Source organism: Shewanella aquimarina (assembly GCF_023349185.1).
GTDB classification, from domain to species: domain Bacteria; phylum Pseudomonadota; class Gammaproteobacteria; order Enterobacterales; family Shewanellaceae; genus Shewanella; species Shewanella aquimarina.
Map to the genome: position 1 here is coordinate 41443 of NZ_JAKIKY010000003.1, position 26273 is coordinate 67715.

The following is a 26273-nucleotide window of genomic DNA, read 5'->3' on the forward strand; positions in this document are numbered from 1 at the left end:
GGGCACACTTATGTTTATGTGATCTAAGTAACAATTTAGTTGCTGGCATGAACAAAAAAAAGAATAATAAATAGCTTAACTCAATCTAATTTTTAGATGGTTGTCTTTTGTTTACGCCGAGGATGTGAGATGAAGATCGATGTGGAAGCCTTCAGGGTATTGTCGATTCTGGTGGAAGAGGGCAGCTTTTCCAAGGCGGCAGAGCGATTGCACAAGGCCCAGTCGGCGGTGAGCTACCAGGTCAAGAAGCTGGAACAACATCTGGGTGTAAAGCTTTTTTGTCGGGATCAGTATCGCGCCGAATTAACGCCTGAGGGCAAGGTGATCCTTGCCGAGGGTAAAAGATTGCTGCAATACCTTGGCAATATTGAACATTTGGCCAGCCGTTTCAGCGAAGGCTGGGAACCTAAGCTCGAGCTGGTGGTAGATGGCTCCCTACCCATGGAGCCTATCATGCGGGCACTGAAGCGGGTGTCTGAGCATAAGATCCCTACCAAGATCCAGCTCAACATGGAGTTTCTCGGCGGGGTACAACACAGGTTCGAGCGGGATAATGCCGATCTCATGTTGGTGAAAGACTATCGTACCGGGCCCAACTATCGGCCGCAGCCGCTGCCGGACATCAACAGCATCTTAGTGGTGAGTCGGGATCATCCCCTGGCGAGTGCCAAGGAGCTGAGCCTGTTTGAGTTGCTGCAACATGTGGAGCTCACCATAGAAGATTCCTCCCCCGGCAAGATCCACAGCGACGAGCTGCAATTTGGTGGTGATAAGGTGTTTTACCTATCAGGCTTTATCATGAAGAAGAATGCCCTGTTGATGGGGCTGGGATTCGGCTGGATGCCTGATTTTCTTATTAAAGAGGAGCTGGCCAGTGGTGAGTTACAGGAGCTGGATTTTCTCGGGGGCAGTCGTTACAGCTTTACGCCTCAGTTGGTATCGACCATGGAGCGCCCTCTGGGGCGCGCCGGTCGCCTCTTTACCAGCCTGATCCTGGAGGAGTTTAACCTCTACCAGGAGGCTGCTAAAGGGTAAGCTTATCCCTTGATACTGTCTAGTCGTAGATATTGTCTAGTCGTTAATAATATCTAGGATACGACGAGTCTTGTCGTGTAGCTTAATGAAGGTGCCATCGACATCTATGGTGATGTTGCCGTCACGATCGATAGGCACATGGATCTTACCGCGATCATAATAGTCATCGGACAGGTAATCGCCCTTGTGCAGCTTCTTCTGCCAGCCCGGAGGCAGTGGCTCACCGCGGGCGACTTTCTTCTGTAGCCCAGGTGGTAGGCTCTTCTCGCCATGGCTCTTATTGACATGGCCCTTAGCGCCATGATCATGCTTGTCGTTCTTGGCCAGGGTCAGCGGCGAAAAGCCGATAGATAGGCCAAGTAAAACCAGGCCAAGGCCAGTGGTGTATTTCTTCATCTAGTCTCTCCTGCGCAATCAATGCGTTTGCTCGTAGCATAGGGATTCCCCCTCATAATGTCTAGCCAGTCAGAACCTTCCAGGTGTTCAGCTTATATTCAGCACGGCTTGGCTAGGGTGAAGCTATACCGGCTCGTAAATCTTAACTATACCGGCTCGCAAATCTTAACAATGGAGCATGCTAATCGTTCGTTAAGCGCCGGAGCACAGGATCTATAAGGCCAAAGCTGGCCTGAGGGTTAAGGAGTAGGATATGAAAAGCGCAATATCTTTGCAGATAGCCAATCTCTATGCTCAGTACGCTGCGCAGTTCGCATGTGGTGAGCGCGCTAGCAATCAGATGACGATGCAAGCTTTTGTCGAGCAACTTGCCAAGCAAGGTGTGTTACTCGACACCCTCAATTGGCAGGAGTGGTATCAAAATGCCCACCTAGTCGATAAGCCTGACTATATCCGTGAGGCGAGCCTTTATCAGTGCCGTCTGCTGCTAACCGCCATGAGCCGCCTGGAGCGTTTCAGTCGAGGTGTACTGGAAAATATGCGCAGGCAAGGGGTGTTGCTCGCGATTCTTGAGCGGCTCAATGTGCTCAGTCACCCTGAGGGCAACCTGGGGTTTGGCAATGCCACCGCCTAGCGGCGACAAGTCATAAGCTGTCTATCGGCTATAACGCCAGTCGCGCACCTTGCCATCGAGCCAGGCTGCGCTGCGCCTCATCTGTTTTTGGCTCTTCTTTAGCCAGGATCTCGCCCAGGGATATTCTAAGCTCAACACGGCCAGGCCGATTGGTAGCAGTAGCCAGGCCGGCCCGGGTAACACCAAAAGCAGCAATCCAACCAGACAAAGTGTACCGCCAATGACGGTGATCAAGGTTTTTCTCAGCATAGACACCTCAAATATCCTACCTTCTCTCCTATACTTGTTTTGCATGATGTTGCGCAGCTATGCCAGTGAAAATGTGTAACAAAAGGATTTCTCACTGGGCAAGGAATGCCATCAGGCGGCAGTTTTAAGGGGGAAGAGGGATGGTGAGAGAGACACTTCTTAACCTAAGTTGGGGTCGAAATGGGCTGTTTGTCCTGCTGTTGATCAGTTGTACCTTGGTATTCTTTCCGTTGCGGGCCGATACCCTAAAGCTCTCTTCGTTAAACTGGCCACCCTATTCGGGACCGACCCTTAAGGACGGTGGTGCCTGTGTCGTGGTCGCTCGTGCGGCGCTTAATGCCATGGGCCATGAGCTTCAGGTGGATTACTTTCCATGGAGCCGAACCGTAAGGGTGGTGAGCCGAGATGACTCAGGCTATCAGGGCTATTTCCCCGAATACCATCATCCCACGGATAAGTTTGTCTTTTCCGATTCTATGGGCGAGAGCCCCCTGGGGATCTTAGAGCAGAGTAGACATCCCATTACCTGGTCGCGGCTGCAGGATCTCAATGCCTATACCTTGGGGGTGGTCAGGGACTATGTAAATACCCAGGCCCTGGATGAGATGATCGCCTTAGGGACTCAGCCGGTAGAATTGGTGAGCTCGGATGAACACAACATCAGAAAGGTGGCTACGGGGCGAGTTCAGGGGGCGGTGATGGATCTCTATGTCTATCTATACCTGGTAGAGCAGCCTCATCTGAGCGAGCTTAAGACGAGGCTGCAATTCAACAAGCAATTGCTGGAATCGAAACGTCTCTATATTGCCTTTAGAAATACCCCCGAGGGGAGACGGTGGCGGGAGATCTATAACGCCGGCCTTGCACGAATCCAAGTCGAGCAGATCTTAGAAGTCTATTTGCAAAGCCTGTAGAAGAAAGTCTTTAGTTGACAGCCTTTGGTTCAAAGCCCAGCAGGCGCCTCAACCCCAGGTAGGTCTCGGCGCCTTAGGCTAACGATGATAATTACGCCTTAGCGGTTATTGTCTGTCCTATTGGCGTCAGACTCAGCAGGGCCAATTTGAGGTGCTGGATACCAAATGGGATCCCTATGATGGTGACGAAACAGGCCAGCGCGTGAGTGATATGGCCGATGGCCAGCCAGATCCCAAACAGCAGGAACCAGACGATATTGCCGACCATGCCCAGGGGACCTGTGCCAATGTCATCTACCCCTTGCAGCGCACGGCGGCTGATATTTTGTTGACCGAAGGGCCAGAAGGCCATCTCACCGATGACGAAACAGGCGCGGCCGAAGGGGATGCCTATGATGCTGATAAAGCAGAGTAGCCCCGCCAGCCACCAGGCCAGCCCCATTACGAAGCCGCCTAAAATAAACCATGCAATATTAAAGATTAAGCGCAGTAGTGCCATCGAATACTCCTTGTTTCTGAGCTTATAGAGCCGCAAAGGCGTTCGCCTTTGTTTAGATTTATCTAGTCCTAAGCGAAATCCGTGCCATATATTAAGTGTATGTTTTTATATGTATTTGATGGTGGGGTTTTTTAGGTTAATGACATATTATGCCAAAAGTCGGTCAAATTACGCATTTGACGTTAAAAGGTGTAAACTCTGGCCCTTAGTTTAACTCTGACTCCTCATCATGAAGCTTAGCCACACTCAGGTAGATACGGTTTACCTCGGGCAGCACAAGATCTACGTGAAGCGTGACGATCTGCTCCATCCAGAATTTTCCGGCAACAAGGCGCGCAAGTTCGCCTACTTCCTCGATAACGACTTCCCCTTGGTTAAGCAGCTGATTGGTTACGGTTCTCCGCAGGCCAATTCGCTCTATTCCTTGTCGGCGCTGGCAAAACTAAAGGGGTGGCAGCTGGATTTCTATGTGGACCATTTACCCAATTATCTGACAGAGCACCCCTGCGGCAATTACCTCGCCGCGTTAAATAATGGCGCCAACATCATAGATCTCTCAAGAAAGTCGGATCGAGATGGATTGGATAGCGAAGCCTATATCAGGCAAAGGGTGTTGACGGGCGGCGATGAACAGCTGTTTGTGCCGGAAGGCGGGCGCTGCGCCTTTGCCGAGCCGGGCGTGGCCCAGCTTGCCCGCGAGATAGTCAGCTGGAAAAACGTACAGCCACTTAACGAGCTGGTGGTGTTTCTGCCTTCGGGCACCGGCACCACGGCGCTCTATCTGCAGAAACAGTTTCTAAACCTAGATCCCAGCATCAGCGTACTGACCTGCGCCGTGGTGGGCGGGGATGATTATCTTCGTAAGCAATTTTTTGAGCTTGAAGAAGATGAAGCGCTGCATCCTCAGATTGTTCCGGCCGCCAAGCGCTACCACTTTGGCAATTTGTACCCTGAGTTTTACCAGATGTGGCATGAACTCAAGTCGACGGGGATAGAGTTTGAGTTACTTTATGATCCCCTGGGCTGGTTGTGTCTGAAAAGCTGCTGGCAACAGGGGTTAAGTAAGCCAGTGCTCTATCTGCACCAAGGGGGGCTGTTGGGTAATCAATCTATGCTGCCAAGATACCAGCGTAAATATGGTGAGATATTTGGTGAGTTAGGGGAATGATTAATGTCATTTGGCCAGGTCGGTACCTGTGAAAGGGGTACAACCTGAGCCAAATGTTACCTGCTGAGTCGTTGACGAATGGGGTCAATCCTACTTGTTGCCTTAGCAACCTTCGATACGTGTGAGAGGAGGTGTATCGAATAGCGTGGGGTTTACTTGTTGCTTGAGAGCAACCATTTCATAAATTGCAGGGCGTCGGTGCGCTTAGCAAAAGTTTGTTTATTTTTTCCTAGACTATCGGTGAAAGCGATAGAGGATTTGTTGACTGAAATTGAGTCCACCGGAAAATTTACCGTGATCTCATGACCGTTAATTTTGTACGACATAGGCCATACTCCTTATTGCTGTGACTGCCTCTTGGCAGTAAAAATTTACAAATAATAGATCCTTAGCTGTTGCGAAAGATGAATTAAAACCTTTCTGAGACTACCCAGCCTTATGTAAATAATCAAGTGATCTGCCTCGCTAAAGCCGTTGTTTGCGCCCGAAATGGGGGCTTATCACCGGATTGGACACAGTAAATCATCAATAAATGACAATAGTGTGACGAAATAGCTGCGAGTTGTTGGATGCGATGACGATGCAATGACTTAGAGTCTAGCGATGCAAAACTAAAGGCAGAAAACTAAAACCAGGGTACTGCAGAAGTCGAGCATTATAATCCTGGCCGCGTACTTGTCAATATTTAATCAATTCCGACCTTTGGGCATTTAGACTTGTTTGCGCTGCTTTTGTTTCTTGCAACCTACCTAGCTTATTTCTACTAGGTTATCGCCAGTCAGCTCAGTCTGGCAGGACGATACAGGATTAAAAGAAACCATCTGTAAACTATTTCAAAAACAAACAGAAAAGATAAACAGTCATTAGGGCCTGTTGAACTTTAAAGTTTAATTTTTGTTCAATCTAAACGCGTTTTGCGCGAGGCGAGAGTCATGAAGCATAGTTACTCTATGTGAATGGCGAGCAACAAAGAAATCGTCTGGAACGATTTCTCACAGCGTCGCTGACCGCCTGCGGTGAAAGGCAGGAAGCCTTTCATAAAGTGCAGCGCGCGTTTAGGTGAACACGTTGGGCAGTGTTCGTAGGCCATTTCTACGGCGTTATCACCAGTTTGTGTAGGATACTACACGACACAGGCTCTACCTTGTATAAATTACTTTCAAACTGCTGCAAAAACAAACGGCAAAGATCAACAGGCCCTAGGAATAATGCTAATATTTCTAGGCGCTTGTTAACAATTGAGGGGGCTGGGATGCGCTTTGTTGTTTGGTCGTTAATCTGGGGGGTGAGCTTGTTTGTCGGTAGTGCCTGGTGCGCGGCGCCAAATAGTCTGGTGGGTGCGTTAACCGATGCTGCTGCCGACACAGGTCGGAGTCAATTTGTTCGCTCGGTTGAACATTATGAATATAAGGATAGCCTGCAACGTGACACGCCAAGGGGCACAGTCGAAGGCTTTATGGCGGCCGTTTATGAGCAAGATTATGAAAAGGCGGCAGAGTATCTGGATCTGCGTTACCTGCCCGAGGGGATGTCGGCCAAACGTGGTGCCGAATATGCCAAGCAGCTGCAGCTGATCATAGAGCGAAATCTCTGGCTCGACTTAGGCCAGCTTAACGATACGCCACTGGGTCAGGATAACGATCAGCTGCCTGCCTACCGGGATCTCTTTGGCCGGGTGGCGTTGCAAAGCGATCAGATAGCCCTCTATCTGCAACGTGTGCCCAGTGAAGGAGGCACCATCTGGAAGGTCTCTAACGCTACAGTGGCTAAGGTGCCTAAACTCTATGAAAACCTGGGCTATGGTCCTGTGGCAGAATGGTTTGTTAATCATGTCCCCGAGGGGCGCTGGTTTAACGTCAACCTGTGGGAGTGGAGCCTGGTTTTGGCTTACCTTATCACCGCCTTTATGGTGATGGTGCCTGTGACCTGGATAGTTAAGCGGGTGATCCTGCTGACTAAGCATGAGCTTAAAGAAGAGCTGGCCTACATAGTGGCCGGGCCGCTAAGGTTTTTGGCGGCCGTGTTACTGGTCAGAGCCTGGGTGTCCCATAGCAGCATCTCACCCGCCGCTATCGAGATGATAGATACAGGTTTTTTGCTGGTGTCGGCTATCATCTGGTTCGGCTGGAGTGCCATGGGGATCTTCCATCAAGGCCTAAAGAAACGCTGGAAAGAGCAGGGCAAAGATCAGGCGGCATCCTTGCTCAGGCCTTTGACCAATTTCCTGCGGGTGATCTTTGTGATCATGGCGGTGCTGTTATGGCTGGAACACCTGGGCTTTAACGCCAGCGCCATCATCGCCGGTATGGGCATAGGGGGCATCGCCATCGCGCTCGCCTCCAAGCAATCGATAGAAAACTTTATCGGCACCATCACCCTCTATTCGGCGGCGCCGATTAAGGTGGGCAACCTGTGTAAGTTTGGTAGCATCAGCGGCACGGTCGAGGAGATAGGCCTGCGCTGCACTCAGATCCGCACCCTGGACAGGACGCTTATCCATGTGCCTAACGCTAAGTTGGTGGAGATGGAGATCGAGAACATCTCCCAGCGTGAGAAGATCCGTTTCAAGGCGGATATTCGTCTCGATTATGCGGTGACTACCTCAGAGCAGCTCAAGGCGATTGTCGCCGAGATTAAAGCCATGCTCGAAGAGCATGAACTGGTGCTCAAAGAGCCCCTCAGGGTCACCTTTAAGGGCTTCGGTCTCCATGGTCTTCAGGTCAATGTGCTGGCCTATATCGGCACCAAGAGTTTTCCCACCTTTCAGTTGGCATCGGAGGAGTTACATTTAAAAATCATGGATATAGTGGTGAAAAATGGCTCTCGCATCGTGCCGGTGGCACCGGTTGCATTGAATAATGGATAAACTTGTTAAAGCTGTGATCTCTGGGTCTTGATGTTGGCTAGAAATCCGGGGATCATGGCTATAATTAATGGCGAATCGCGTCAATCACATCAGGACGTAGTGAGAATTGTATGGCTAAAGTGCTAGAGAGTGTCGATCAGCGTACTCAGTTGGTTGGCGAAAACCGTCTCGAGCTTCTGCTGTTTCGTATCAATGCGACGCAGCTTTTTGCGATCAATGTGTTTAAGGTCAAAGAGGTGGTTAAGCTGCCAAAGCTGAGCGCCTTACCTGGTAGCCATCCTAGCATCAAGGGGGTCGCCAACATTCGTGGCACCTCGATCCCCGTCATCGATCTTCGCGCCGCCATCGGTTTTCAGCCCATGAACAGCGATCAGGAAGCGAACCTTATCATCACCGAATATAACCGCAGCGTGCAGGGCTTCATGGTGGGCAAGGTCGACCATATCATCAATATGACCTGGAGCGACATCATGCCGCCTCCCAAGAGTACCGGCAGCCATAACTACCTCACCGCCATCACTAAGGTGGAGGTGGATGGCGCGACCCGTCTGGTCTCCATTATCGATGTCGAGAAGGTGCTGGCAGAGATAGTCCACTATGATATCGCTATCTCTGAGGGTGTCTTAGACCATGCGCTGGTTGACAAGATGATGGGGCGCAAGATCTTGATTGCCGATGACTCTGCCACGGCCCGCCGTCAGGTGAAAGACACGCTCGCCCCGCTGGGTATCGAGGTGATAGAGACCTCGGATGGCCTGCAGGCGCTTAACTTATTGAAGCGTTGGTGTGACGAGGGACGTGATATCAATCAAGAGATACTCATGCTGATCACCGACGCCGAGATGCCGGAGATGGACGGTTATCGACTCACCTATGAGGTACGCAAAGACAAGCGGATGGCCAACCTCTTCATTACTCTCAACACCTCACTGAGTGGCAGTTTCAACAATGCCATGGTGGAGAAGGTAGGATGTGACAGGTTTATCTCTAAGTTTCAGCCGGATCTGCTGGTAGATGTGGTACAAGAGCGTCTGCGCACCCAATTACCCGAGCGGGAAACTTAACCCCAATTATCCTTTATAAGCCTAAAGCCCTTGGCCTGGCTTTTAATTATCTTTGCTGCCGTTTTGATGGGCTATCGCTATCGACAGGTGCTGACTGTTAAAAAGGCATTAGGTTAAAAGCTATGGCTCAACAACGATATGCGACAAGCAATACGTCAAAAGATCTCTATCAAAGCACTTGATTAAAAGCACTTGATTAAAAGCTATGCGTCATCGAGCAACTGCTCGGCAAGGATATCCCTTAGCACCTGGCGTTTTACCGCTGCGGTAGAGACGATATTGATCCTGGCGATACGCACGGCGTAGCCGAAACGGTCGCGGCCGACGGCGGCGATCAGTTGATGCAAGAAGGCCTTATCTAGCCCCAGCATCTTGGCGTAATGCTCTACCGCCTTGGCCACAGAGGAAAATTGCATTCCATCAAACTCGAAACCGCTGCCGTAGCCTGCGGTTTCAAGCGGGATCCCCTTGAGGCTAAGTGGCCAGGGGGCAACGCTTACCCTGGCTTTTGCCACCTGATACATGAACCAGGCACTCTTCTTAAAGCCTTCGAACACCTTACAGCTAAAGTCCGCCTCTTCGAGCTCCTCCTGCGTCCAGTTTTCGCCTATGGCCAGATGTTTGGCATAGCGGCGCATTAACTCATCTTTAACTGCGCTGTGACAGTCCCAGATGGAGCTGAGCGGCGCCTTTTCGGCGATCTGCAGACACTCTTTGCAGGCGGGAACCGCTAACGAGGGGTGAGGGCAATGGCCCAAGGCGTGATAGTCAAACTGATGAGCACAGGGCTCGGCGCAAAACCAGCAGGTGTGACGCCTGTCGAAGGGGATGTCGACTAAGGGTAGGTCTGCAGACAAGGGCTATCCCCTGTCTGCTACTTGGTATAAGCGCATATTAAAGTGCAAGCTTTGGGCTTACTCTTGCTCTATGTCGACCAGGCTCTTAGCCAGAGTGATAGGGTCGAGCTCCAGGCATTCCTGCTCGGCGACCCAGTCGATACCCACTAATACGCCGTCATCGTGCAGATCTTGAATCCAGTATTCCAGCAGCTCTTCCAGTGGAATGGGAGCCGGCTGATAATCCTGCCATTCTTCAGTGCAGTGTACCTTGGCCTGTGCTTCGCTAGACCACAGCGGCATAACATCCGTCTCTTCATATTCTGACGAGTCACACACGACCCAACCTTCGCCAGTTTCATCTTGCAGGCCCCAAACGGCTTGCTGCTCTTTTACGTTGTCGATAAAGCTTGCTAAAACGGGACTGTTGTCTGTCATCTTAGTGTCTGTCATGTGAGTTCTCTTAGAGTGGGTAAAATCGAGCCCATTATACGCGATGTGGCTAACGAGCCAAGCGCTAGGTGACCCGATCAGTCCACTATTTATCCGCTCACGGGGCAAACTGGTCTTAGTTCGAATAATTAATCATAAATCATTTAGTATAAGTGCCTCGAGTCGTTATCATGTCTGGGGAAGGTCTGGTTTCTTGCCGGCTGCAGATCATTAAGTTTCTTATTTTTTAGCCGTTTTCTCTTGGAGTCTCTATTTTGAAAAAATTGCTCACCTTTGCATCCCTGATCCTGGCAACCTGCTTGCCAAGCCTTAGTGTGCTCGCCCAAGATTTCGATACCTGCGTCAGTGCACTCAAACAGAAGGCGCTCGCCGCCGGGGTGTCGAGCAAGACGGTAGAAGAGGGGCTGGGTCAGGTGAAATATGTGGCCAGGGTGATAGAGCTCGACAAGAAGCAGCCGGAATTTAGTCAGACCTTCGACAACTATTTCTCCAAGCGGGTTACCGATTGGCGGGTTCAGGAGGGCAGGCGTCTGCTTAAGCAGCATGGCCCGTTGCTGCATAAGCTGCAGCAAGAATATGGCATTCCGCCCCAGTATCTGGTGGCCTTCTGGGGGCTTGAGACCAATTTCGGCTCCTATAAAGGCAAGATGCCGGTGATCGACTCGCTGACAACCCTGGCTTGCGATCCCAGACGTAGCACCTATTTCACCGGTGAATTGATTCAGGCGTTGAAGCTCAAAGAGGCCTACCAATTTGATAATAATCAGATGCAGGGCTCTTGGGCCGGTGCCATGGGCCACACTCAATTCATGCCTTCTGCCTACGCCAAATATGCGGTAGATGCTGATGGTGACGGCAAGGCCGATCTGTTTAACAGCACTGAGGACGCTTTATCCTCGGCGGCTAACTTCTTGAATAATCTCGGTTGGATGCGCAACGAGCGCTGGGGCCGCGAGGTAAGCTTGCCTAAGGATTATGATTATCGTCACCTTGGGCGTAACGATAAACAAAGTTTAACCACCTGGGCTGGTTTAGGGATCACTCAGGCCAACGGCCGCGCCCTGTCAACCCCCGACATGCGGGCGGCACTCTACTTGCCGGCGGGGCATACAGGTCCGGCCTTCTTAGGCTATGGCAACTTCGATGTGATCATGCGCTGGAACCGCTCAGAATTCTACGCCATCGCGGTAGGGCATCTGGCCGATCGCATCAATGGTGGTGCGCGCCTGCATGTGGCGCCGCCGAAACATGATAACATCAGCCGCGCGAAGCTCAAGTTGCTACAGGCCAAACTCAACGAGAAGGGTTATGACGTGGGTAAGCCTGATGGCGTGCTAGGGGTGAACTCCCGTACCGGCCTGCAGGCCTTTCAGCGTAGCGCCGGCCTGGTGGCCGACGGTTTCCCAAGCGATGAGACCTTTGCGGCGCTGGGTATAAAATAGTGCTAACCATTATGATTGCATCTCGCTAAGAATTACATTAGCTTAAGATTTTGGCCGGGCAATTTGCTCGGCCAAATTGTAATACCCCACATAAGGTAGCAATATGGATGCGGTGGAGAGTTTGTCATTTGCCCAGCGGCAACGTCTGGCGTTTATCGACTTTAGTTTGCAGTATTTTGGCCAGGTATCGCGCCAGGACTTGATCGCCAAGTTTGCCACAGGCCTAGCGGCGGCGACAAGGGATTTCTCCAGCTACCGCGAGTTGGCGCCCCACAACATGGAGCTTGTGCATCAGACCAAGCGCTATCACAGACGCGCCGAGTTTACCCCCCTGTTTGACCATGATCCCGAGGCGATCCTCCACGGATTGGCCAATGGTTTCGGCGACGGGCTATCCCATCCGGTGACACCAAGTAGCGTCTGTCTGGATGCGGTGCAGCTTATTCATCCCGATACCAATATTATTGCCGCCGTGATGCGGGCTATAGCCCATAAGCAGGCGATAGCCGTGATCTATGTGTCCGTGTCATCGGGGGAAACTCAAAGAGAGCTGGTGCCGCACACCCTGGTGAATAACGGACAGCGCTGGCATGTACGCTGTTTCGATCGCACCCACCAGGTGTTTACCGACTTTGTGGTGACCCGTTTTAAGGCGGTAAGCCAGAGTGCCATCGAGCCTTTCGACCATGAGCTGCAAGACAAAGATAGCTACTGGCAGAAGTTGGTCTCTCTGGTGTTGATCCCCCATCCCAGCCTGAAGCATCCCGAGGCGATTGCGCTGGACTATCAGATGAGCGAGGGGGAATTGGTGCTCAGTTGCCGCGCCGCCTTAGCCGGTTATCTGCTGCGCCAATGGAGCGTGGACTGCTCGCCGCAGCATCAGATCCGCAGCGGCGTGTGTCAGCTGGCGCTAAAGAACCATGCCATCTTAAGCGAGATAGAGCATCTGGCCATAGTGCCGGGGGGTAAGGCATAACAGGCGTAGCGCCTCAAGGGAAGTTTTGCTAAGCTTCGCCCACTTGATGAAAAGAGACTAACTAAGGACGCTTGATGAGCATTAAAGACGATATGGTCGTGCAGTTTAACTACACCTTACGCGATGAAGCAGGTGAAGTGCTCGAAACCAACGAAGGATTAGATCCTATTGCCTACCTACACGGGCATGACAACATGATGCCAGGCGTCGAGAAGGCAATTGAAGGCAAGGCCATTGGCGAGAAGTTTTCTGTCACTTTGCCACCGGAAGAAACCTATGGCGTACGTAACGAGAATGGCGAGCAGCGCGTGTCGATCAAGCATCTGCAAGGCGCGAAAGTCTGGAAGCCAGGTATGCGCGCCATTATCAGTACCGATCAGGGTCAGCGCCAGGTGACCGTGCTTAAGGTGGGTAAGTTCATGGCGACCGTGGATATCAACCATCCGTTGGCGGGCCGCGAACTGACCTTCGATCTCGAGATTGTCGACGCTCGCGAAGCGAGTGCCGAAGAGATCGCCCACGGACATGCCCACGGGGTAGGCGGTCATCACCACTAAGGTGAGCCGGCGCGAATAAGCGTAGCTATATAGATGGCGAAAACCATAGAGGCCCGGGTTATCCTGGGTCTTTGTATATCTAACGGGGGAGTAAGCTGTGGTAATCGAATTTTCAGGCGGGCGGGTGATCGTCTCGCCTCAAGAGGTATTGGTAAAACTTGCTACTGGCGTTAGCCTCTATGCCATGGTCGATGATCTGCGTCTAATCAGCGCCGGCAACATCATGGTGGCCGATGCGGGCGCGGTGCGCTGGCATCTCACCTTAGACGATGAGACCCAGCTCGCCGATATCGCCGAGTGTCTCGGTATCGATATCGGTTAAGCTGGCTTGGTTTGTCACTCGCCTATAAGTTGGCGATGCGGCCTATTACCGCTTAAGTTCATCCCGGCCATGTGGCGAGTCGAGATCTAATTCGGGCCCTTTGGGCACCACGCGGGTTGGGTTTATCTGGCCGTGGCTGAAGTAGTAGTGCTGTTTGATATGCTCCAAGTTGACCGTCTTGGCGACACCCGGATATTGGTATAACTCCTTCAGGTATGCCTGAATCGCCGGCATGTCAGCGATGCGATTACGATTGGTCTTGAAGTGTCCCACATAGACGGCATCGAAACGCACTAGCGTGGTAAACAGGCGCCAGTCGGCTTCGGTAATTTGGTCACCCACCAGATAGCGCTGTCGGCTAAGCCGCTTCTCTAGGGTATCTAAGGCGTCAAACAATTCGTCGAAGGCCTGTTCATAGGCTGCCTGAGTGGTGGCAAAACCCGCCTTGTACACCCCGTTGTTGATCTTGTGATAGACCCAGTGGTTGATCTCATCGATCTCCTCTCTGAGCGGGACGGGGTAAAAGTCGAGCCGATTGTCGGTGAGATCATTAAAGGCGCTGTTGAACATGCGGATGATTTCGGCCGACTCGTTGCTGACTATGGTGCGGCGTTCTTTGTCCCAGAGTACGGGCACAGTCACGCGGCCGCTATAGTCTGGCTCGGCCAACTGGTAGATCTGATAGAGGTAATCTTTGCCATTGAGCCGGTCGATTTCGCTGCCCTCGATATGCAGGGCCTGCTCGCTTTGCTTGGGACCGCTAAATTCCCAGCCGTTGCTGAGCATATGTGGCTCGACCACGGTGACGCCGATATGGGCCTGTAATGACTTTAACTCGCGAAAGATAAGCGTCCTGTGAGCCCAAGGACAGGCGAGGGATACGTAGAGATGGTAACGGCCCGACTGCGCTTTAAATTCTGGCTCAGGTTTCTGCTGCGTTGGCGCCTTTATCCAGTGGCGAAAGGCGGCATCTTCCCTGACAAACGCCCCCTTGCTCTTGTCTGTGTCATACCATTTGTCGACCCATTGGCCATTCTGGAGTAGTCCCATCTGTGTCTGCCTCGCTGATTTTAATGCTTGAGTTCAGTGTAACAGTCGAACAATCCAATGAAAAAGTGCTAAAAATGGCGTTTTACATTCGACTTTATCGAATGTTTTGTGGGCTTCTTGGCTAGGGTCTGTTGACCTTATGAGAATAAATTTTGTTCTCATCGAGCCTGTTTCTTGGGCTTGGCAAAGCTTGCTGATATGATCGCCCGCCAATGAACGCAAAAAAAATTGACCAATAAAGGAAACCCTATGTCTCGACAGCCGTTAGAGCGGATCACCATAGAACCTCAAACCCAGTGCCGTGCCTGTGTGATCTGGCTGCATGGCCTGGGCGATTCGGGTGCTGGATTTGCACCTGTGGTGCCACTTTTAGGTTTGCCCGATGAGCTCGGCGTACGTTTTATCTTCCCCCATGCGCCAAGCATACCCGTTACCATCAACCAGGGCTATGTGATGCCGGCCTGGTATGACATCAAGGGGATGGATGTGGACAATCGCGCCGACATCGCGGGTGTGCAGGCCTCGGAGCAGGCGATCGCAGCGCTTATTGAGGAGCAGATCGCCACAGGTGTGCCGAGCGACAAGATAGTCCTGGCCGGTTTTAGCCAAGGTGGTGTGATGAGCCTGTTCACCGGTTTGCGCTTCCCTAAGCCTCTGGCTGGCATCATGGCGTTATCCTGTTATCTGCCGACGGGTCATGCCATGCCGGATAACCTCAGCGAGGCGAATCGCCACACGCCATTGTTGCAACAACACGGTGAGCAAGATGAGGTGGTTCCGCTGGCGTTAGGCCGTGCGGCATTTGAGCTGATTTCAGCGGCGGGCTATGCCTGCGAGTGGCATACCTATCCCATGGGCCATAGCGTACTGCCAAATCAGCTTCAGCATATAGGTCAATGGCTTAGGGCGTGCTTGAGCGAGTAGGGCGCCTTATCTTCGAACGCACATAAACAAGTGTTAGAAATAAAAGCAGAGGGGGCGCCGGTTGGCGCCTTTTTTTATGGCTTGTAGAGTGTGGGCGAGATCACGTCAAACAATTGGCGAGCGGTTAACGCTAGTCTTTCGATAACATGTCACTAACAAATAGGTGTAAATAGCCACCTTTGAGGTTAAAAAAGCATCGATTTTGACTGTATTAAGTTTTACTGCTTTAGCTTAGGTTGATCTAGTGTGAAATTTTTACCGGTTTTGTGATCTAGGTACGCTAAGGCTTGTTTGTTTAAAGGGAGTATCTCTATTTTTTAGATTGATTCGTTAAGTTAATAAAATTGAAACAAAATGGCCTTTGGTATTTGTTTTAATTAATCACATTTCTCAACGATCTATATTTAGCTTGTTCTGAAAGGTGAACAATAAAAGGCGTAAAACGCTTTTAAAATAAACATTTGCCCTATGTTTGTTCATAAAAATGCCACATTTTCTAGATATTGTTTGCTATTATATTTCGCGGCGAGATTATGACGTTCGCTATCAAAAATTATGATGGTTAATAAAAAAATATAATCCAGGGGTTGATGTAATGACAAATAAGCTATTAAAAGGATTAGTCGCTACGGCTGTTGTGGCTGCACTTGCTGGCTGTAATGGCAGTGACGACGATACCACTAAGGTACCAACAACATGTGCCGAAGCTGGCGATGCATGTACTGTATTTACCGTACTTCATACTAACGATAACCATGGTCGTTTCTTCGAAAACAAGTATGGTGAGTATGGCATGGCGGCTCGTAAGACGCTGATCGATCAGATCCGCGCCGAAGTTGAAGCCAACGGCGGCGAAACGCTGCTGCTTTCTGGCGGTGACATTAACACAGGTGTTCCTGAGTCAGATCTGCAAGATGCACGTCCTGACTTCGTTGGTATGAACCTGATTGGTTACGATGCAATGGCAGTTGGTAACCACGAATTTGATAACCCACTTTCTGTTGTCGATATGCAGCGTGAGCTAGCCGAATTCCCAATGCTAGCCGCTAACATCTACGACAAGGCGTCTGGTAAGCGTTACTTCGATGCTTATAAAGTCTTTGACGTTAACGGTCTACGTATCGCTGTGGTGGGTCTGACAACTGAAGACACCGCTAAGATAGGTAACCCAGAGTTCATTAGCGGTCTTGAGTTTACCGATCCTAAAGAAGAGCTGAAGAAAGTGATTGCAGATATCAAGGCGGCCAATGAAGCTGACCTGATCTTTGCAACGACTCACATGGGTCACTATGCTGATGGCGCAAATGGTGGCAACGCTCCTGGTGATGTTGCGCTGGCACGTGCAATGACTGAAGGTGATTTAGCTGCTGTTATCGGTGGTCACTCTCAGAACCCAGTTTGTATGGAAGGTAATGCCTACGATCCAAACTTCAAGCCTGGTGCCGAGTGTAAGCCTGATGTGCAAAATGGTACTTACATCATGCAGGCCCACGAGTGGGGTAAGTATGTTGGCCGTGCTGACTTCGAATACTTCAACGGTGAGCTGCATTTAGCGGGTTACAAGTTAATTCCTGTTAACTTGAAAGAGAAGAATGAAGCAGGCGATCGCGTACTGATCGGCGAAGCTATCGAGCCTGATGCGACGGTTCTGGAAGTTCTGCAACAGTACCAAGATAAAGGTCAGGAAGAGCTGCTAAAAGTGATCGGTTCTACCGATGATAAGCTTGAAGGCGACCGTGGTGTGGTTCGTAAGCAGCAGACCAACATGGGCCGTTTGATCGCCGAAGCGCAGCGCACTAAAGTGAATGCTGATTTCGCGGTAATGAACTCTGGTGGTGTGCGCGCATCTATCGAAGCGGGCGAAATCACCTACAAAGACGTACTGACTGTTCAACCATTTGGTAACTCAATCACCCTAAGCACTTTGACGGGTGCAGAGATCACCGAATACCTGAATGTTGTGGCGACTGTTGATATTGGTGCCGAAGGTTCTGGTGCCTATCCTCAACTGGCTGGTATCAAGATGGACGTCGATTGTGAAGCTAAGACAGTCGCTATCAGCGACATCAATGGTAAAGGCTACTCTGCCGATGCGACATATACCTTTACTGTACCTAGCTATAACGCCGCTGGCGGTGACGGCTACCCAGCATTGACACCTGTTATGACAGGTTATGTTGATGCAGAAGTTCTGGCGACATACATCGAAGGTATCGGCGCTATCAAGGCGGCTGACTATGCACCCGTTGCCGGTGACATTCAGTTCCTGAACAGCAACAGCCCACTGGCTTGCCAACGCTAATCTAGATTAGCTTATTAGCAAGCGCTTTAGGTAAGCGAGTTAAAAAAGCAGCCATCAGGCTGCTTTTTTATGCTTAAACCCTATCTCATTCCCGTGCCAGTGGACTTTGACCGGCTATCAAAAAAATTTTAAATTTGCTCCTTGAAATCATAAATGGCTATCCACATATAGTGAATATGGGGCGCTCATCGAGGCCCCTGATGTTATCCTAGACCTTAGTCTTGTTATGGCAGTGCCTTTGGGCTGCCGGGTAATGTCACTAAAAGGTGCGGCGCAATTCTCGTGATATTAACGTGTGATTCAAGGCCGGCCACTAACCACTATATTGCTTAATACAAGGATATACCTATGCGTAATTATGATTTGACCCCTCTATACCGTAGTGCCATTGGATTCGATCGTTTAGCCCAGCTTGCCGAGCATGCTGCATCGAACAAGGGTAATACAGGTTACCCCCCTTATAACATCGAGCTACTCAGCGAGAATCGCTATCGCATCACTATGGCGGTAGCCGGCTTTGCGATGAATGAATTAGACATTACCAGCGAAGGCGACAAGTTGGTCGTTAAAGGGACTAAGGCTGAGCAGGAGAGTGAGCGCAAATACCTGTACCAAGGGATCGCCGAGCGCGGCTTCGAGCGTACCTTCCAGCTGGCAGACTATGTCACTGTGATAGGTGCCGATCTCGAAAATGGCCTGCTCAATATCGATCTACAGCGCGAGATCCCCGAGGCGCTTAAGCCTCGTAAGATTGAGATCTCAAGTTCAAAGTTATTAGACGCCTAATAGGCCCCGGGATCATAGCTATAAAAAAGGGAGCCTAGGCTCCCTTTTTTGGTGGCAAATAATCATTTTGGGGATTATTTAGGCTTAGCGATTAAGTCCCGTCAGAATTGCCTCGTTTAAGTATTCGCTAAAGTCGTCGCCGTGGTTTGCGAGCATCTTAGGGAACATAGAAATTGGCGTCAGACCAGGGAAGGTGTTGATCTCGTTGAGTAAGATCTCGCCTTCTGGCGTGAGAAAGAAGTCGATGCGCGAAAGGTGTCTGAGCTTCATGCCATCGAAAACCTTCACCGCGTAGGCGCGGATCTGCTGGGCTATCTCAGCACTCACCTCGGCGACGACCCGTGTAGTCGCCTTGCTATCGGCGGCATACTTCTCGTCATAGGTGTAAAAGGTGCCGCCGGCGCAGATCACTTCGCCAGGCTGGGTGGCAACTGTCTCTCCGCGATACTGATAGACGGCGACCTCCAACTCCCGTGCCTCAATGGTCTTCTCGACCACGACATAGGGGGAGTAACGGAAGGCATCTTCCAGAATGGCTGGAATTTGGGCGGCGTCATCGACCCGATAACAACCCACAGAGGAGCCCTGTGAAGCGGCCTTAACAAAAACAGAGCCCCATTTTTCCAGTGCGTCTGTGGTTTGGGCGATCGCCTGCTCGTCCAGTTGATTCAGGAAGAGATAGGGGGTGTTAGGGATCCCTAAGGCGCTAAACCACATCTTGGCGGTGATCTTGTTAAAACAGTTGCGCGACCCCTCGGCGTCACAGCCGAAATAGGGCAGATTGATGAGTTCGAAATAAGATTGAATATCACCTGTCTCACCTGGATAACCGTGAATACAGGGGATCACATAATCTACCGGCCAGGGCGAGAGGCGTTCATCTTCGAAACGGATCTCACGTCGATTGGTGAGTTCACAGGGCTCACCGGACTTAGTGTGATAATGACCCTCGGCGTCCAGCTCGACGCGCAGCACATTAATATGAGCAAGCTTTGCCAGCGAGGTCTCGAAGTAGTTGGCCGACAGCAGTGAAATGGCGTGTTCATCACCGCCGCCACCGCATAAAAGTAAAAGATTGATCGGATTCATCGGGTCTCCGTTTTCGACTCAGTATCGTTTTCCATGCTCACTATGACGTGCTGATTTATTTATGCAAGCCTTGGATGCACCATAAAGAAAGCTTAATGTCCGACCGGGCATTTTGTGGCCTAAATAGCCCACCAGGCAACACTCTACCTATGGCGCCAGGGCGTCTGGTAGAGCGCCTCATAATCTGCCTGCTGCAGCACAGTCACGCCCACCGCCTCGAGAAACAGCGTCTGTCCCTGGGAGATGGGCTCACCGGCGTAGACATAATAGGCCTTGCGTCTGCGCTCGGGAAAGGCCTTGTAGAGTTTGGCGCGCTCGATGAGCAACCAGCGCAGAAAGATCTCATTGCTCTCTAGCCCTAAACCGATAAATACCAGCTCGTTATGCAGCAAGATGTTGAGCCAGGTGGCATTTCCGCGCCAGTTTTCCTTGAGGGCCTGCTTAAACCCGCCGCCCAGGTGACCCTGATGCAAGATCTCTCTGGCCCTGTCGACCGCGCCCATGTAATGGCTCAGTCCCAAGCGGACACTGCGGGCATACCTTTGCATGCCGTTGATATGCCAGATGGCAAACGCCTGCGTGGGTGAGTCGATGGGAGACTTGGCGAAATAGCTCGACCAGGGGTAGAAGTCGGTAAAATGCTTCGCCTGTAGGTGATGTAATTTTAGCGACTGGCTCGCGGCGAGTGTCTGTTCGAAGTTGGTGGTCAGTATCGGGGTCTGGTTCGCCGCCGCCCAGGCCACCAGATCTTGGTGCTGGCGCCGCGGTTGCCAGCTCGACATCAGCTCACAAAATTCTTTCTGTAGCTGTTTGTTGGGGCGCTCACTTATCAGATCCAGCGCATCATAAAACTCGGTGAGTGCTATGCCTGCAGGCACGCTTGCCACCTCATCGCCCCGATGGGCACGCCACAGGCTGACCAGCATCTCATCCCAGGCGTTGATGCCTTGAGCTTGCCTTGGGCTCTCATCCTTGGCGCGATAACGATTGATGCCGTTGCCCAGCACTAAGGCCCTTGGATGCTCGCTTGGTGTCTGGTTGAGCAGGGTGTTGAGTGTGAGCGTCATGCCTGCCAAAGCCTCTGAGCCAGCCCCGAGGCCCTAAGCGTCGCCTGGCGACAGGCCGCTTCGAATACCGCCTGACTGCCCAGACAGGTGAAGTGCCCCTTGGCGCGGGTGATGGCGGTGTAGACCAACTCCTTGGTGAGTAGCTGGCGCTGGGCGACACTGGGTCTTGGCGGCAAGACGAAGGCGACCTGCTGAAATTCGCTGCCCTGACTCTTATGTACCGTCATGGCGTAACAGGTCTCGTGGCTAGGAAGCCGTGCGGGCAGTACCTTGAGCAGGCTGCCATCGGCCTGAACGAAATAGGCCATCAGGCGGCGGGTGGCGCCGCTACTTGGAAGGATCACCCCGATATCGCCGTTAAACAGCCCCAGGTTATAGTCGTTGCTTTGGATGATGATGGGACGTCCGGCGTAAAACTCGCTAGAGGGCTCGATGAGCCGAGCATCTTTTAGTGCCTGGGTGACGGAGGCATTGATCCCCTCTACACCATATTCACCGGCGCGCATGGCGCAGAGGATACGGTAATCGTTGAAGCGAGCGATGATCTCGTTGGCTATCTCATCAAGCTCCTTACCATCGGCGCTATCTTCGCTAGCTAGCTGCGTCACCATGGCAAGATAAGGACGGTACTGCTCGACGCTTTGGCTCATCAACGCCGTGAGTCCTGTGTTGCCCTGAAGCGTTAGCTGATGCTCCAGCCAGCCTAGCTCGGCATACCCACTCTGCCAGACGTTTAATATGCCTGCCAGGTCACGGCGGTTTACGGCGCTGGCCAGCAAGCCGATACCGGCATCGCCTTTAAATCTGTGGCTGTGCATCAGCATGGCTAGGCTATCGCCCAGCGCCGGATGCGCATTGATGTAAGGGCTGAGATCTTCGCTAGTGAGTTTACTGAGCAGTGTGGCCTTCTCCTGGGAGTAGCGCATGCGCCAGCCAGCTTCGACTGATTCTGTTTGTTTTAGCCCGGCGCAGATATCCGCCAATACGGCGCCAGCCTCGACCGAGGCGAGTTGGTCCTGGTCACCCAGCAGGATCAGCCTGGCATGGTCGGGCAGTGCTTCTAACAGCTTGTGCATCATGGGTAGATCTACCATGGAGGCCTCATCCAGGATCAAAAGATCCAATCTAAGCGGGTTGTCCTTATGGTGCCTGAATTTGTGAGAGCCTGGGATCACCCCCAAGAGACGGTGCAGGGTGGCGGCCTCTTCGGGTACCTGCTCTAGCTGTTTAAGATCTAGGGTGTCGTCATATTGGGCCAGCTCCTGGGCGAGTCTGGCCTTGGAGGCCTTGATCGATTCGCTCAGGCGCGCGGCGGCCTTGCCCGTCGGCGCCACCAGCTTGATGGTGAGTTGCTGCTCCAGACAGAGCAGCAACAAGAGCTTAGTCACTGTGGTGGTCTTGCCTGTGCCTGGCCCGCCGGTGATCACCGCCAGCTTCTGGCTAAAGGCGGTGGCGGTGGCGATCTTCTGCCAGTCGGGTTTCTCGGTTTGTGCGGCAAACAGGATGTTAAGTATGCTCGCGACCTTGTCCGGCGCCACGACAGTGAGCGGCTGATTGAGCTGTTTGAGACGCTCGGCCACTTGCGTTTCAAACTGGTAGTAACGCTGCAGGTAGAGCCTATCGCCATCTAAGATTAACGGAGTATCCAGCTCACCATCGGCAGGGCTAACGGCCTGATAGTTAATCAGGTGCTCGGCGAGCGTTTGTGGCGACAGGTCCAGCCGGCATTGAGACAACTGCTCATGCAGCGGATTATCTCTGTCTATCTGGGTCAGCGGCAGACAGGTGTGCTGCTGGGACAACTGGCGGCTGAGCAGGGCGCAGATCAGGGTAAAGAGATCGTTGCCATCGCCGTGCAGCGCCTGCATCTGCAGGGCAAAGTGGCGATCCAGTGGTGTAAGCAGTCCCTCCTGCTGCCAGAGTTTAAGGAGCTGGCTGAGTGGCTGTGCTAGCTGGATCATAGGTCTAGCTCTCCTTGTGCTGGGCTAGGCGGGGGGTCTGTCTGTGGACTCGCTTGTGGTTTCCCTGCTGCTTGTAAATCTGCTTGCTGTGAATTGGCCTGATGCGAGTCGCCCTGCTGGAATTCGGCCTGTGATGCAGGCGCCGACTTTTGGCTGAGCAGGGTATCCAGCGCCTCAATCAGCGCAAAGGGTGGCTTGTCGTAATAGACGCCGGTCTGTGGCGACTGAGCCGACATGCCCCGCAGGAAGAGGTAGTAACAGCCGCCCACATGCTGCTCATACTGGTAGCCGGGCAGGCGCAGCTTGAGATAGCGATGCAGCGCCAGGCTATAGATGATGTACTGCAGATCGTAGTGATGCCCGACAATCGCCCGCGCCATGGCGGCGTTATCATAGTGACTCAGATGATCGCCCAGATGATTGGACTTATAGTCGGCGATATAGAACTTGCCTTGATATTCGAAGGTCAAGTCGATAAAGCCTTTGAGCATGCCTTGCAGAGTATCGAAGTTAAGCCCTGAACTGTAGCCGTATTGGCAGAGGAGCTGATTAAGCGCCGCGGCGTCGAGCTGGCCAATGGGCATATAAAACTCCATCTCCACCAGCTTTTGCGCCGGGCTGAGGCGTGCAAGGCGCAGCTGCTCGCCATCGAGCGGCGTATGCAGCAGATCCAGATACCAGTCATGGAGCATCGCTTGCCACTGTTCGTCAATGCCAAAGCGCTCCATCGCCTTGGGCAGTTCTTGGCGCAGTGTGGTGTCGGCGTCGATGAAATCTATCTGTTCCAGCACCCAGTGCAGGAAGCTACCCGCGTTGGCGCCGCGCTCGAAGCTAAAGCGGGTCACTTGCTCGCTGTCTGTCACTAGCTGTTCTAGCTCGGGAAAGGCCTCATCGCCCATGCCAGGACTTACCTGCTCGTGGGCCGAATGTTTCACCAGGCCTGAATAGCTGCCGACCCGCCAGGGGGTCTCGCGTCTGCGGGTAAGCGTTCGCGGTGCCAGGGTGAGCTCATGAGCGGTTTCAAGGGGCTCAAAGTCTTGCTTGGGCGCCGCGTTTTGCACCAAGTCGACCGAAATATCTTCGCTGATGAGCTGCTCGGCGGCGGCCTGGATATCGGCAAACTCACAGGCCTTGGACTCTATCCCCAGCAGGTAGCCGATGGCGGTCTCGAATAACTGGCTGCTGATGCCGTCACGCTTGGTGAAGCGTGAATGGTTGGCGATATAGCAGTAACAGGCCAGCACCGGGCGGGTGAGTGCCACGTAGAGTAGGCGCAGGTCTTCGGCAAGATTCTCCGCCTTGTATTTGGCCCAGCCTTCATCTGTCTGGGTGATATCCCAAACCAGGGCATCTTGCTCATGGTAGAGCATCGGCGCAGGCTTGCGGCGATTGTCCCGGGCCAGGCTGACAAAGGGCAGGAAACAGATGGGATACTCGAGTCCCTTACTCTTATGTATGGTGACTATCTGCACCAGGTTCTGCTCGCTCTCCAGTCTCAGCTGTGCCTCTTCGGTATTGCTTTGCTCGATCAACGTCTGTTGATACCAGTTGAGCAGGGCGCTGATGCCATCGAGTTCCATCGCCTTTTGTTGTAGCAGCTCGCCAAGGTGTCTGAAATCGGTCAGGCGGCGCTGACCCTCTTCGCCTGCCAGCAGTCGCTCGATGAGGTGGGTATCGGCCGCAAGCGCCATCATGCAGGGCATGATCCCGCGCTTAAGCCAGGTCTGATGCAGGTTGTCGAAGGCCTCGAGTTGCTGCTGACGCACATCTTCATCCAGGTTAAAGGCATGTATCGCCTGGGCATCATAGCCCAGCAGGGCGGTGGCCATGGCGCCGCGCAGCGCGCGCTCATCCTTGGGATTGGCGATGGCCAGCAGCACCAGGGCGAGCTCCCTGGCCACGAGTGTGTCGAACACGCTGTCGCGGCTGAGAAACACGGCGCCTATATTGCGACTGCTGAGTGCCGACTTGATATAGGCTGCCTCGTTGCGATCGCGCACCAGCACGGCAATATCTTTCGCCTTGAGCGGCCTGTCCTTTATTAGGCACTCGCCGCGCTCAGCCTCGTTAAGTAGCCTGGCTATCTCGTTGGCGGCATCTTCTGCTAGCTGGCTGCGGGCGCTGGCTTTGTTCAGTCCGGTGTTGGGGTCTTCACTGAGCAGCTTGAGTCTTAGGGCGCTGCTTTGAGGAACCTTCTCTGTCAGGCGCTTCTCTGCCGCCATGGGCGAGGGCTTGATGATCTCAAAGGGGATAGCCTGGCTGATGAAGGGGTCGTCGCTTCTTGAGAACAGCTGATTGACCGCCTCGACCATGGCTCGGCTCGAGCGGTAGTTGGTGTCCAGGCTGTAATGGTTTTCTGTCTGACCTCTGGCATGGATATAGGTATGAATATCGGCACCGCGAAAGGCGTAGATCGCCTGTTTGGGATCGCCAATCATCAAGAGGCCGAGGTCGTTATCCGCTGGGGTCGCATCCCGCTGGTAGATGCGACTGAAGATCTGATATTGCAGCGGATCCGTGTCCTGAAACTCATCGATCAGTGCGATGGGAAAACGTCTGGCAATGGCGCTCGCCAGGGCTCGTTCGTTGTCGCTCTCGTCACTCAGGGCGTCAGCTAAGGCGATCAGCAGATCGTCTGGCGTGCGCAGATTCTTCAGCTGCTTCTGGGCCGCAAAGCGCTCCTTGATGCCATCGCGGGCGCCATAGAGAAAACTCGGGATCAGGGTCTCTATGGTCTGTGCGACGCGCTCAATATGGGCCAGCAGCGGGGCCTGCTCCGGCGTTGGGATCTCACCGCCCTTGTTGAGCTTAAGGCCACTTAGGGCCAGGGCGCCGAGGACCTTGTTATCGGGCAGGGACAGTGGTTGTGCCGCCCAGTTATCCATGGCGGCGAACAGGGTTTCCAGCTTGGGGTAGCCCTGATCTTTCTTACCAAAGCGGGTGCCGTTGAGCGGCAATGCCTTGAGTAGCTCAATCGTCCCATCGCGCTCACGGGGCCAGATAAGCCGCAGTCTTGCCAGACTCTGACTCAGGTGCTCAGATACCTTGGAAAAGGCTTCGGGCTGTGGTGAGACACTGGCCTGATTGGCGCCGAGCAGGGGCCTTAGCTGCTTGGTGAGGCCGTCGGGATCGCTAAACTTGTTGGCGATGATCTGTGCCAGATAGCCAGGTAGCGGATAGCAGGCCTCACGCCAGAAATCCCGCACCGCATGGTGCAGGTATTCGCTATCATCCAGGGTAAATTCAGATTCAAACAATAGCGACGATTCGAAGGCCATGTCGCTAAGAATGCGCTGACAGAAGCCATGAATGGTAAAAATTGCCGCCTCATCTAAGGATTTTAGCGCGAGATCGAATCGTTTCAGCGCCTGACTGCGCTCCTCGGGCTCTGCCTCGTTGTAGAGGGTGTTGATCAGCGGATCGTCCACCTCCATGCCGAGAAAGGCGCGGTAGGCGAGCTGTATCTTCTTGCGGATACGATCCCTGAGTTCCTGAGTGGCCGCGTTGGTAAAGGTCACCACCAGGATCTGCTCGCAGCTTAGGGGCGCGCGCTGGCTATCGCCCAGCAGCAGGCGCACGTACAGCCCTGCGATGGTGTAGGTCTTACCTGTACCTGCGCTGGCCTCAATGAGACGTGTGCCTGACAGAGGTAGGCTTAGGGGATCGAGTGTCTGTGTCGCCAT

Annotated in this window: 23 protein-coding genes; 13 read left to right on the forward strand and 10 right to left on the reverse strand. The window is 52.7% G+C overall.

Annotated features, from left to right (window positions below; genetic code table 11):
* The first annotated feature begins 129 nt into the window (after positions 1–129).
* Positions 130–1035 (forward strand): LysR family transcriptional regulator, encoded by a 906-nt coding sequence (locus L2731_RS04400; RefSeq protein ID WP_249252017.1) that lies wholly within the window; start codon positions 130–132, stop codon positions 1033–1035.
* Between the two features lie 36 nt (positions 1036–1071).
* Here the strand turns inward: L2731_RS04400 and L2731_RS04405 are convergent, their stop codons facing one another.
* On the reverse strand, positions 1072–1431 hold the full coding sequence (locus L2731_RS04405; RefSeq protein WP_249252018.1) for a hypothetical protein: 360 nt from the start codon (positions 1429–1431) through the stop codon (positions 1072–1074).
* 253 nt (positions 1432–1684) lie between these two features.
* Here L2731_RS04405 and L2731_RS04410 point away from each other — a divergent pair, with 253 nt between their 5' ends.
* Entirely contained in the window at positions 1685–2065 is a 381-nt protein-coding gene (locus L2731_RS04410) for a DUF6508 domain-containing protein (RefSeq protein WP_249252019.1), read from the forward strand.
* Positions 2066–2086: 21 nt separating this feature from the next.
* Here the strand turns inward: L2731_RS04410 and L2731_RS04415 are convergent, their stop codons facing one another.
* Positions 2087–2314, reverse strand: a complete 228-nt coding sequence (locus tag L2731_RS04415; protein WP_249252020.1) for a PGPGW domain-containing protein — start codon at positions 2312–2314, stop codon at positions 2087–2089.
* Positions 2315–2454: 140 nt separating this feature from the next.
* On the opposite strand from L2731_RS04415, the gene L2731_RS04420 reads away from it, so the two are divergent.
* Positions 2455–3228: a substrate-binding periplasmic protein gene (locus tag L2731_RS04420; RefSeq protein ID WP_249252021.1), complete on the forward strand. Its 774-nt coding sequence runs from the start codon at positions 2455–2457 to the stop codon at positions 3226–3228.
* Positions 3229–3319: 91 nt separating this feature from the next.
* Here the strand turns inward: L2731_RS04420 and L2731_RS04425 are convergent, their stop codons facing one another.
* Positions 3320–3727 carry a YccF domain-containing protein gene (locus L2731_RS04425; RefSeq protein WP_239850719.1) on the reverse strand — a complete coding sequence of 136 codons (408 nt, stop codon included), beginning with the start codon at positions 3725–3727 and terminating at the stop codon, positions 3320–3322.
* A 229-nt stretch (positions 3728–3956) separates the two neighbouring features.
* On the opposite strand from L2731_RS04425, the gene L2731_RS04430 reads away from it, so the two are divergent.
* From L2731_RS04430 to L2731_RS04440, 3 genes are all read left to right on the forward strand, one after another.
* Positions 3957–4895, forward strand: coding sequence for a 1-aminocyclopropane-1-carboxylate deaminase/D-cysteine desulfhydrase (locus L2731_RS04430; RefSeq protein WP_249252022.1), 939 nt, complete (start codon positions 3957–3959; stop codon positions 4893–4895).
* A 1252-nt stretch (positions 4896–6147) separates the two neighbouring features.
* Entirely contained in the window at positions 6148–7761 is a 1614-nt protein-coding gene (locus L2731_RS04435) for a mechanosensitive ion channel family protein (RefSeq protein WP_249252023.1), read from the forward strand.
* Positions 7762–7871: 110 nt separating this feature from the next.
* Positions 7872–8825 carry a chemotaxis protein CheV gene (locus tag L2731_RS04440; protein ID WP_249252025.1) on the forward strand — a complete coding sequence of 318 codons (954 nt, stop codon included), beginning with the start codon at positions 7872–7874 and terminating at the stop codon, positions 8823–8825.
* Positions 8826–9028: 203 nt separating this feature from the next.
* Here L2731_RS04440 and L2731_RS04445 read toward each other — a convergent pair whose 3' ends face one another.
* Entirely contained in the window at positions 9029–9682 is a 654-nt protein-coding gene (locus L2731_RS04445; RefSeq protein WP_239850711.1) for a hypothetical protein, read from the reverse strand.
* A 57-nt stretch (positions 9683–9739) separates the two neighbouring features.
* Positions 9740–10114, reverse strand: coding sequence for a DUF2750 domain-containing protein (locus L2731_RS04450; RefSeq protein ID WP_415837055.1), 375 nt, complete (start codon positions 10112–10114; stop codon positions 9740–9742).
* A gap of 254 nt (positions 10115–10368) precedes the next feature.
* Between L2731_RS04450 and L2731_RS04455 the strand changes: the two genes are divergently transcribed.
* The 4 genes from L2731_RS04455 to L2731_RS04470 all read left to right on the forward strand — a co-directional run bounded on the left by L2731_RS04455 (position 10369) and on the right by L2731_RS04470 (position 13411).
* A complete protein-coding gene (locus L2731_RS04455; RefSeq protein ID WP_415837054.1) occupies positions 10369–11556 on the forward strand; it encodes a lytic murein transglycosylase in 1188 nt (395 codons plus the stop codon).
* A 103-nt stretch (positions 11557–11659) separates the two neighbouring features.
* Positions 11660–12532, forward strand: a complete 873-nt coding sequence (locus tag L2731_RS04460; protein ID WP_249252027.1) for a WYL domain-containing protein — start codon at positions 11660–11662, stop codon at positions 12530–12532.
* A 74-nt stretch (positions 12533–12606) separates the two neighbouring features.
* On the forward strand, positions 12607–13089 hold the full coding sequence (locus L2731_RS04465; protein ID WP_041511089.1) for an FKBP-type peptidyl-prolyl cis-trans isomerase: 483 nt from the start codon (positions 12607–12609) through the stop codon (positions 13087–13089).
* Between the two features lie 97 nt (positions 13090–13186).
* Entirely contained in the window at positions 13187–13411 is a 225-nt protein-coding gene (locus tag L2731_RS04470; RefSeq protein WP_239850707.1) for a DUF3389 family protein, read from the forward strand.
* A gap of 45 nt (positions 13412–13456) precedes the next feature.
* Here L2731_RS04470 and L2731_RS04475 read toward each other — a convergent pair whose 3' ends face one another.
* Positions 13457–14461 (reverse strand): glutathione S-transferase family protein, encoded by a 1005-nt coding sequence (locus L2731_RS04475; RefSeq protein WP_249252029.1) that lies wholly within the window; start codon positions 14459–14461, stop codon positions 13457–13459.
* Positions 14462–14710: 249 nt separating this feature from the next.
* Between L2731_RS04475 and L2731_RS04480 the strand changes: the two genes are divergently transcribed.
* From L2731_RS04480 to L2731_RS04490, 3 genes are all read left to right on the forward strand, one after another.
* Complete coding sequence (locus L2731_RS04480) at positions 14711–15385, forward strand: alpha/beta hydrolase (protein WP_239850703.1); 675 nt, start codon at positions 14711–14713, stop codon at positions 15383–15385.
* 595 nt (positions 15386–15980) lie between these two features.
* Positions 15981–17687 carry a bifunctional UDP-sugar hydrolase/5'-nucleotidase UshA gene (gene ushA / locus L2731_RS04485; RefSeq protein WP_041511093.1) on the forward strand — a complete coding sequence of 569 codons (1707 nt, stop codon included), beginning with the start codon at positions 15981–15983 and terminating at the stop codon, positions 17685–17687.
* A 348-nt stretch (positions 17688–18035) separates the two neighbouring features.
* On the forward strand, positions 18036–18473 hold the full coding sequence (locus tag L2731_RS04490) for an Hsp20 family protein (protein WP_041511094.1): 438 nt from the start codon (positions 18036–18038) through the stop codon (positions 18471–18473).
* 84 nt (positions 18474–18557) lie between these two features.
* Here the strand turns inward: L2731_RS04490 and L2731_RS04495 are convergent, their stop codons facing one another.
* The 4 genes from L2731_RS04495 to recB form a co-directional block, all read right to left on the reverse strand.
* Positions 18558–19562, reverse strand: a complete 1005-nt coding sequence (locus tag L2731_RS04495) for a D-alanine--D-alanine ligase (protein ID WP_249252031.1) — start codon at positions 19560–19562, stop codon at positions 18558–18560.
* A 143-nt stretch (positions 19563–19705) separates the two neighbouring features.
* A complete protein-coding gene (locus L2731_RS04500; protein WP_249252034.1) occupies positions 19706–20629 on the reverse strand; it encodes a hypothetical protein in 924 nt (307 codons plus the stop codon).
* Positions 20626–22590, reverse strand: coding sequence for an exodeoxyribonuclease V subunit alpha (recD, locus tag L2731_RS04505; protein WP_249252036.1), 1965 nt, complete (start codon positions 22588–22590; stop codon positions 20626–20628). The genes L2731_RS04500 and recD overlap by 4 nt, the downstream gene beginning before the upstream one ends.
* Positions 22587–26273, reverse strand: a complete 3687-nt coding sequence (gene recB, locus L2731_RS04510) for an exodeoxyribonuclease V subunit beta (RefSeq protein ID WP_249252038.1) — start codon at positions 26271–26273, stop codon at positions 22587–22589. The genes recD and recB overlap by 4 nt, the downstream gene beginning before the upstream one ends.

What these genes read in the sequence shown, in the direction of transcription:
- recB (WP_249252038.1), bottom strand. Translation starts at nt 26,273, where the DNA reads ATGGCGACACAGACACTCGATCCCCTAAGCCTACCTCTGTCAGGCACA.
- L2731_RS04425 (WP_239850719.1), bottom strand. Translation starts at nt 3,727, where the DNA reads ATGGCACTACTGCGCTTAATCTTTAATATTGCATGGTTTATTTTAGGC.
- L2731_RS04430 (WP_249252022.1), top strand. Translation starts at nt 3,957, where the DNA reads ATGAAGCTTAGCCACACTCAGGTAGATACGGTTTACCTCGGGCAGCAC.
- L2731_RS04435 (WP_249252023.1), top strand. Translation starts at nt 6,148, where the DNA reads ATGCGCTTTGTTGTTTGGTCGTTAATCTGGGGGGTGAGCTTGTTTGTC.
- L2731_RS04495 (WP_249252031.1), bottom strand. Translation starts at nt 19,562, where the DNA reads ATGAATCCGATCAATCTTTTACTTTTATGCGGTGGCGGCGGTGATGAA.
- ushA (WP_041511093.1), top strand. Translation starts at nt 15,981, where the DNA reads ATGACAAATAAGCTATTAAAAGGATTAGTCGCTACGGCTGTTGTGGCT.
- L2731_RS04410 (WP_249252019.1), top strand. Translation starts at nt 1,685, where the DNA reads ATGAAAAGCGCAATATCTTTGCAGATAGCCAATCTCTATGCTCAGTAC.
- L2731_RS04400 (WP_249252017.1), top strand. Translation starts at nt 130, where the DNA reads ATGAAGATCGATGTGGAAGCCTTCAGGGTATTGTCGATTCTGGTGGAA.
- L2731_RS04500 (WP_249252034.1), bottom strand. Translation starts at nt 20,629, where the DNA reads ATGACGCTCACACTCAACACCCTGCTCAACCAGACACCAAGCGAGCAT.
- L2731_RS04480 (WP_239850703.1), top strand. Translation starts at nt 14,711, where the DNA reads ATGTCTCGACAGCCGTTAGAGCGGATCACCATAGAACCTCAAACCCAG.
- L2731_RS04475 (WP_249252029.1), bottom strand. Translation starts at nt 14,461, where the DNA reads ATGGGACTACTCCAGAATGGCCAATGGGTCGACAAATGGTATGACACA.
- L2731_RS04415 (WP_249252020.1), bottom strand. Translation starts at nt 2,314, where the DNA reads ATGCTGAGAAAAACCTTGATCACCGTCATTGGCGGTACACTTTGTCTG.
- L2731_RS04490 (WP_041511094.1), top strand. Translation starts at nt 18,036, where the DNA reads ATGCGTAATTATGATTTGACCCCTCTATACCGTAGTGCCATTGGATTC.
- L2731_RS04450 (WP_415837055.1), bottom strand. Translation starts at nt 10,114, where the DNA reads ATGACAGACACTAAGATGACAGACAACAGTCCCGTTTTAGCAAGCTTT.
- L2731_RS04465 (WP_041511089.1), top strand. Translation starts at nt 12,607, where the DNA reads ATGAGCATTAAAGACGATATGGTCGTGCAGTTTAACTACACCTTACGC.
- L2731_RS04460 (WP_249252027.1), top strand. Translation starts at nt 11,660, where the DNA reads ATGGATGCGGTGGAGAGTTTGTCATTTGCCCAGCGGCAACGTCTGGCG.
- L2731_RS04440 (WP_249252025.1), top strand. Translation starts at nt 7,872, where the DNA reads ATGGCTAAAGTGCTAGAGAGTGTCGATCAGCGTACTCAGTTGGTTGGC.
- L2731_RS04405 (WP_249252018.1), bottom strand. Translation starts at nt 1,431, where the DNA reads ATGAAGAAATACACCACTGGCCTTGGCCTGGTTTTACTTGGCCTATCT.
- L2731_RS04420 (WP_249252021.1), top strand. Translation starts at nt 2,455, where the DNA reads ATGGTGAGAGAGACACTTCTTAACCTAAGTTGGGGTCGAAATGGGCTG.
- recD (WP_249252036.1), bottom strand. Translation starts at nt 22,590, where the DNA reads ATGATCCAGCTAGCACAGCCACTCAGCCAGCTCCTTAAACTCTGGCAG.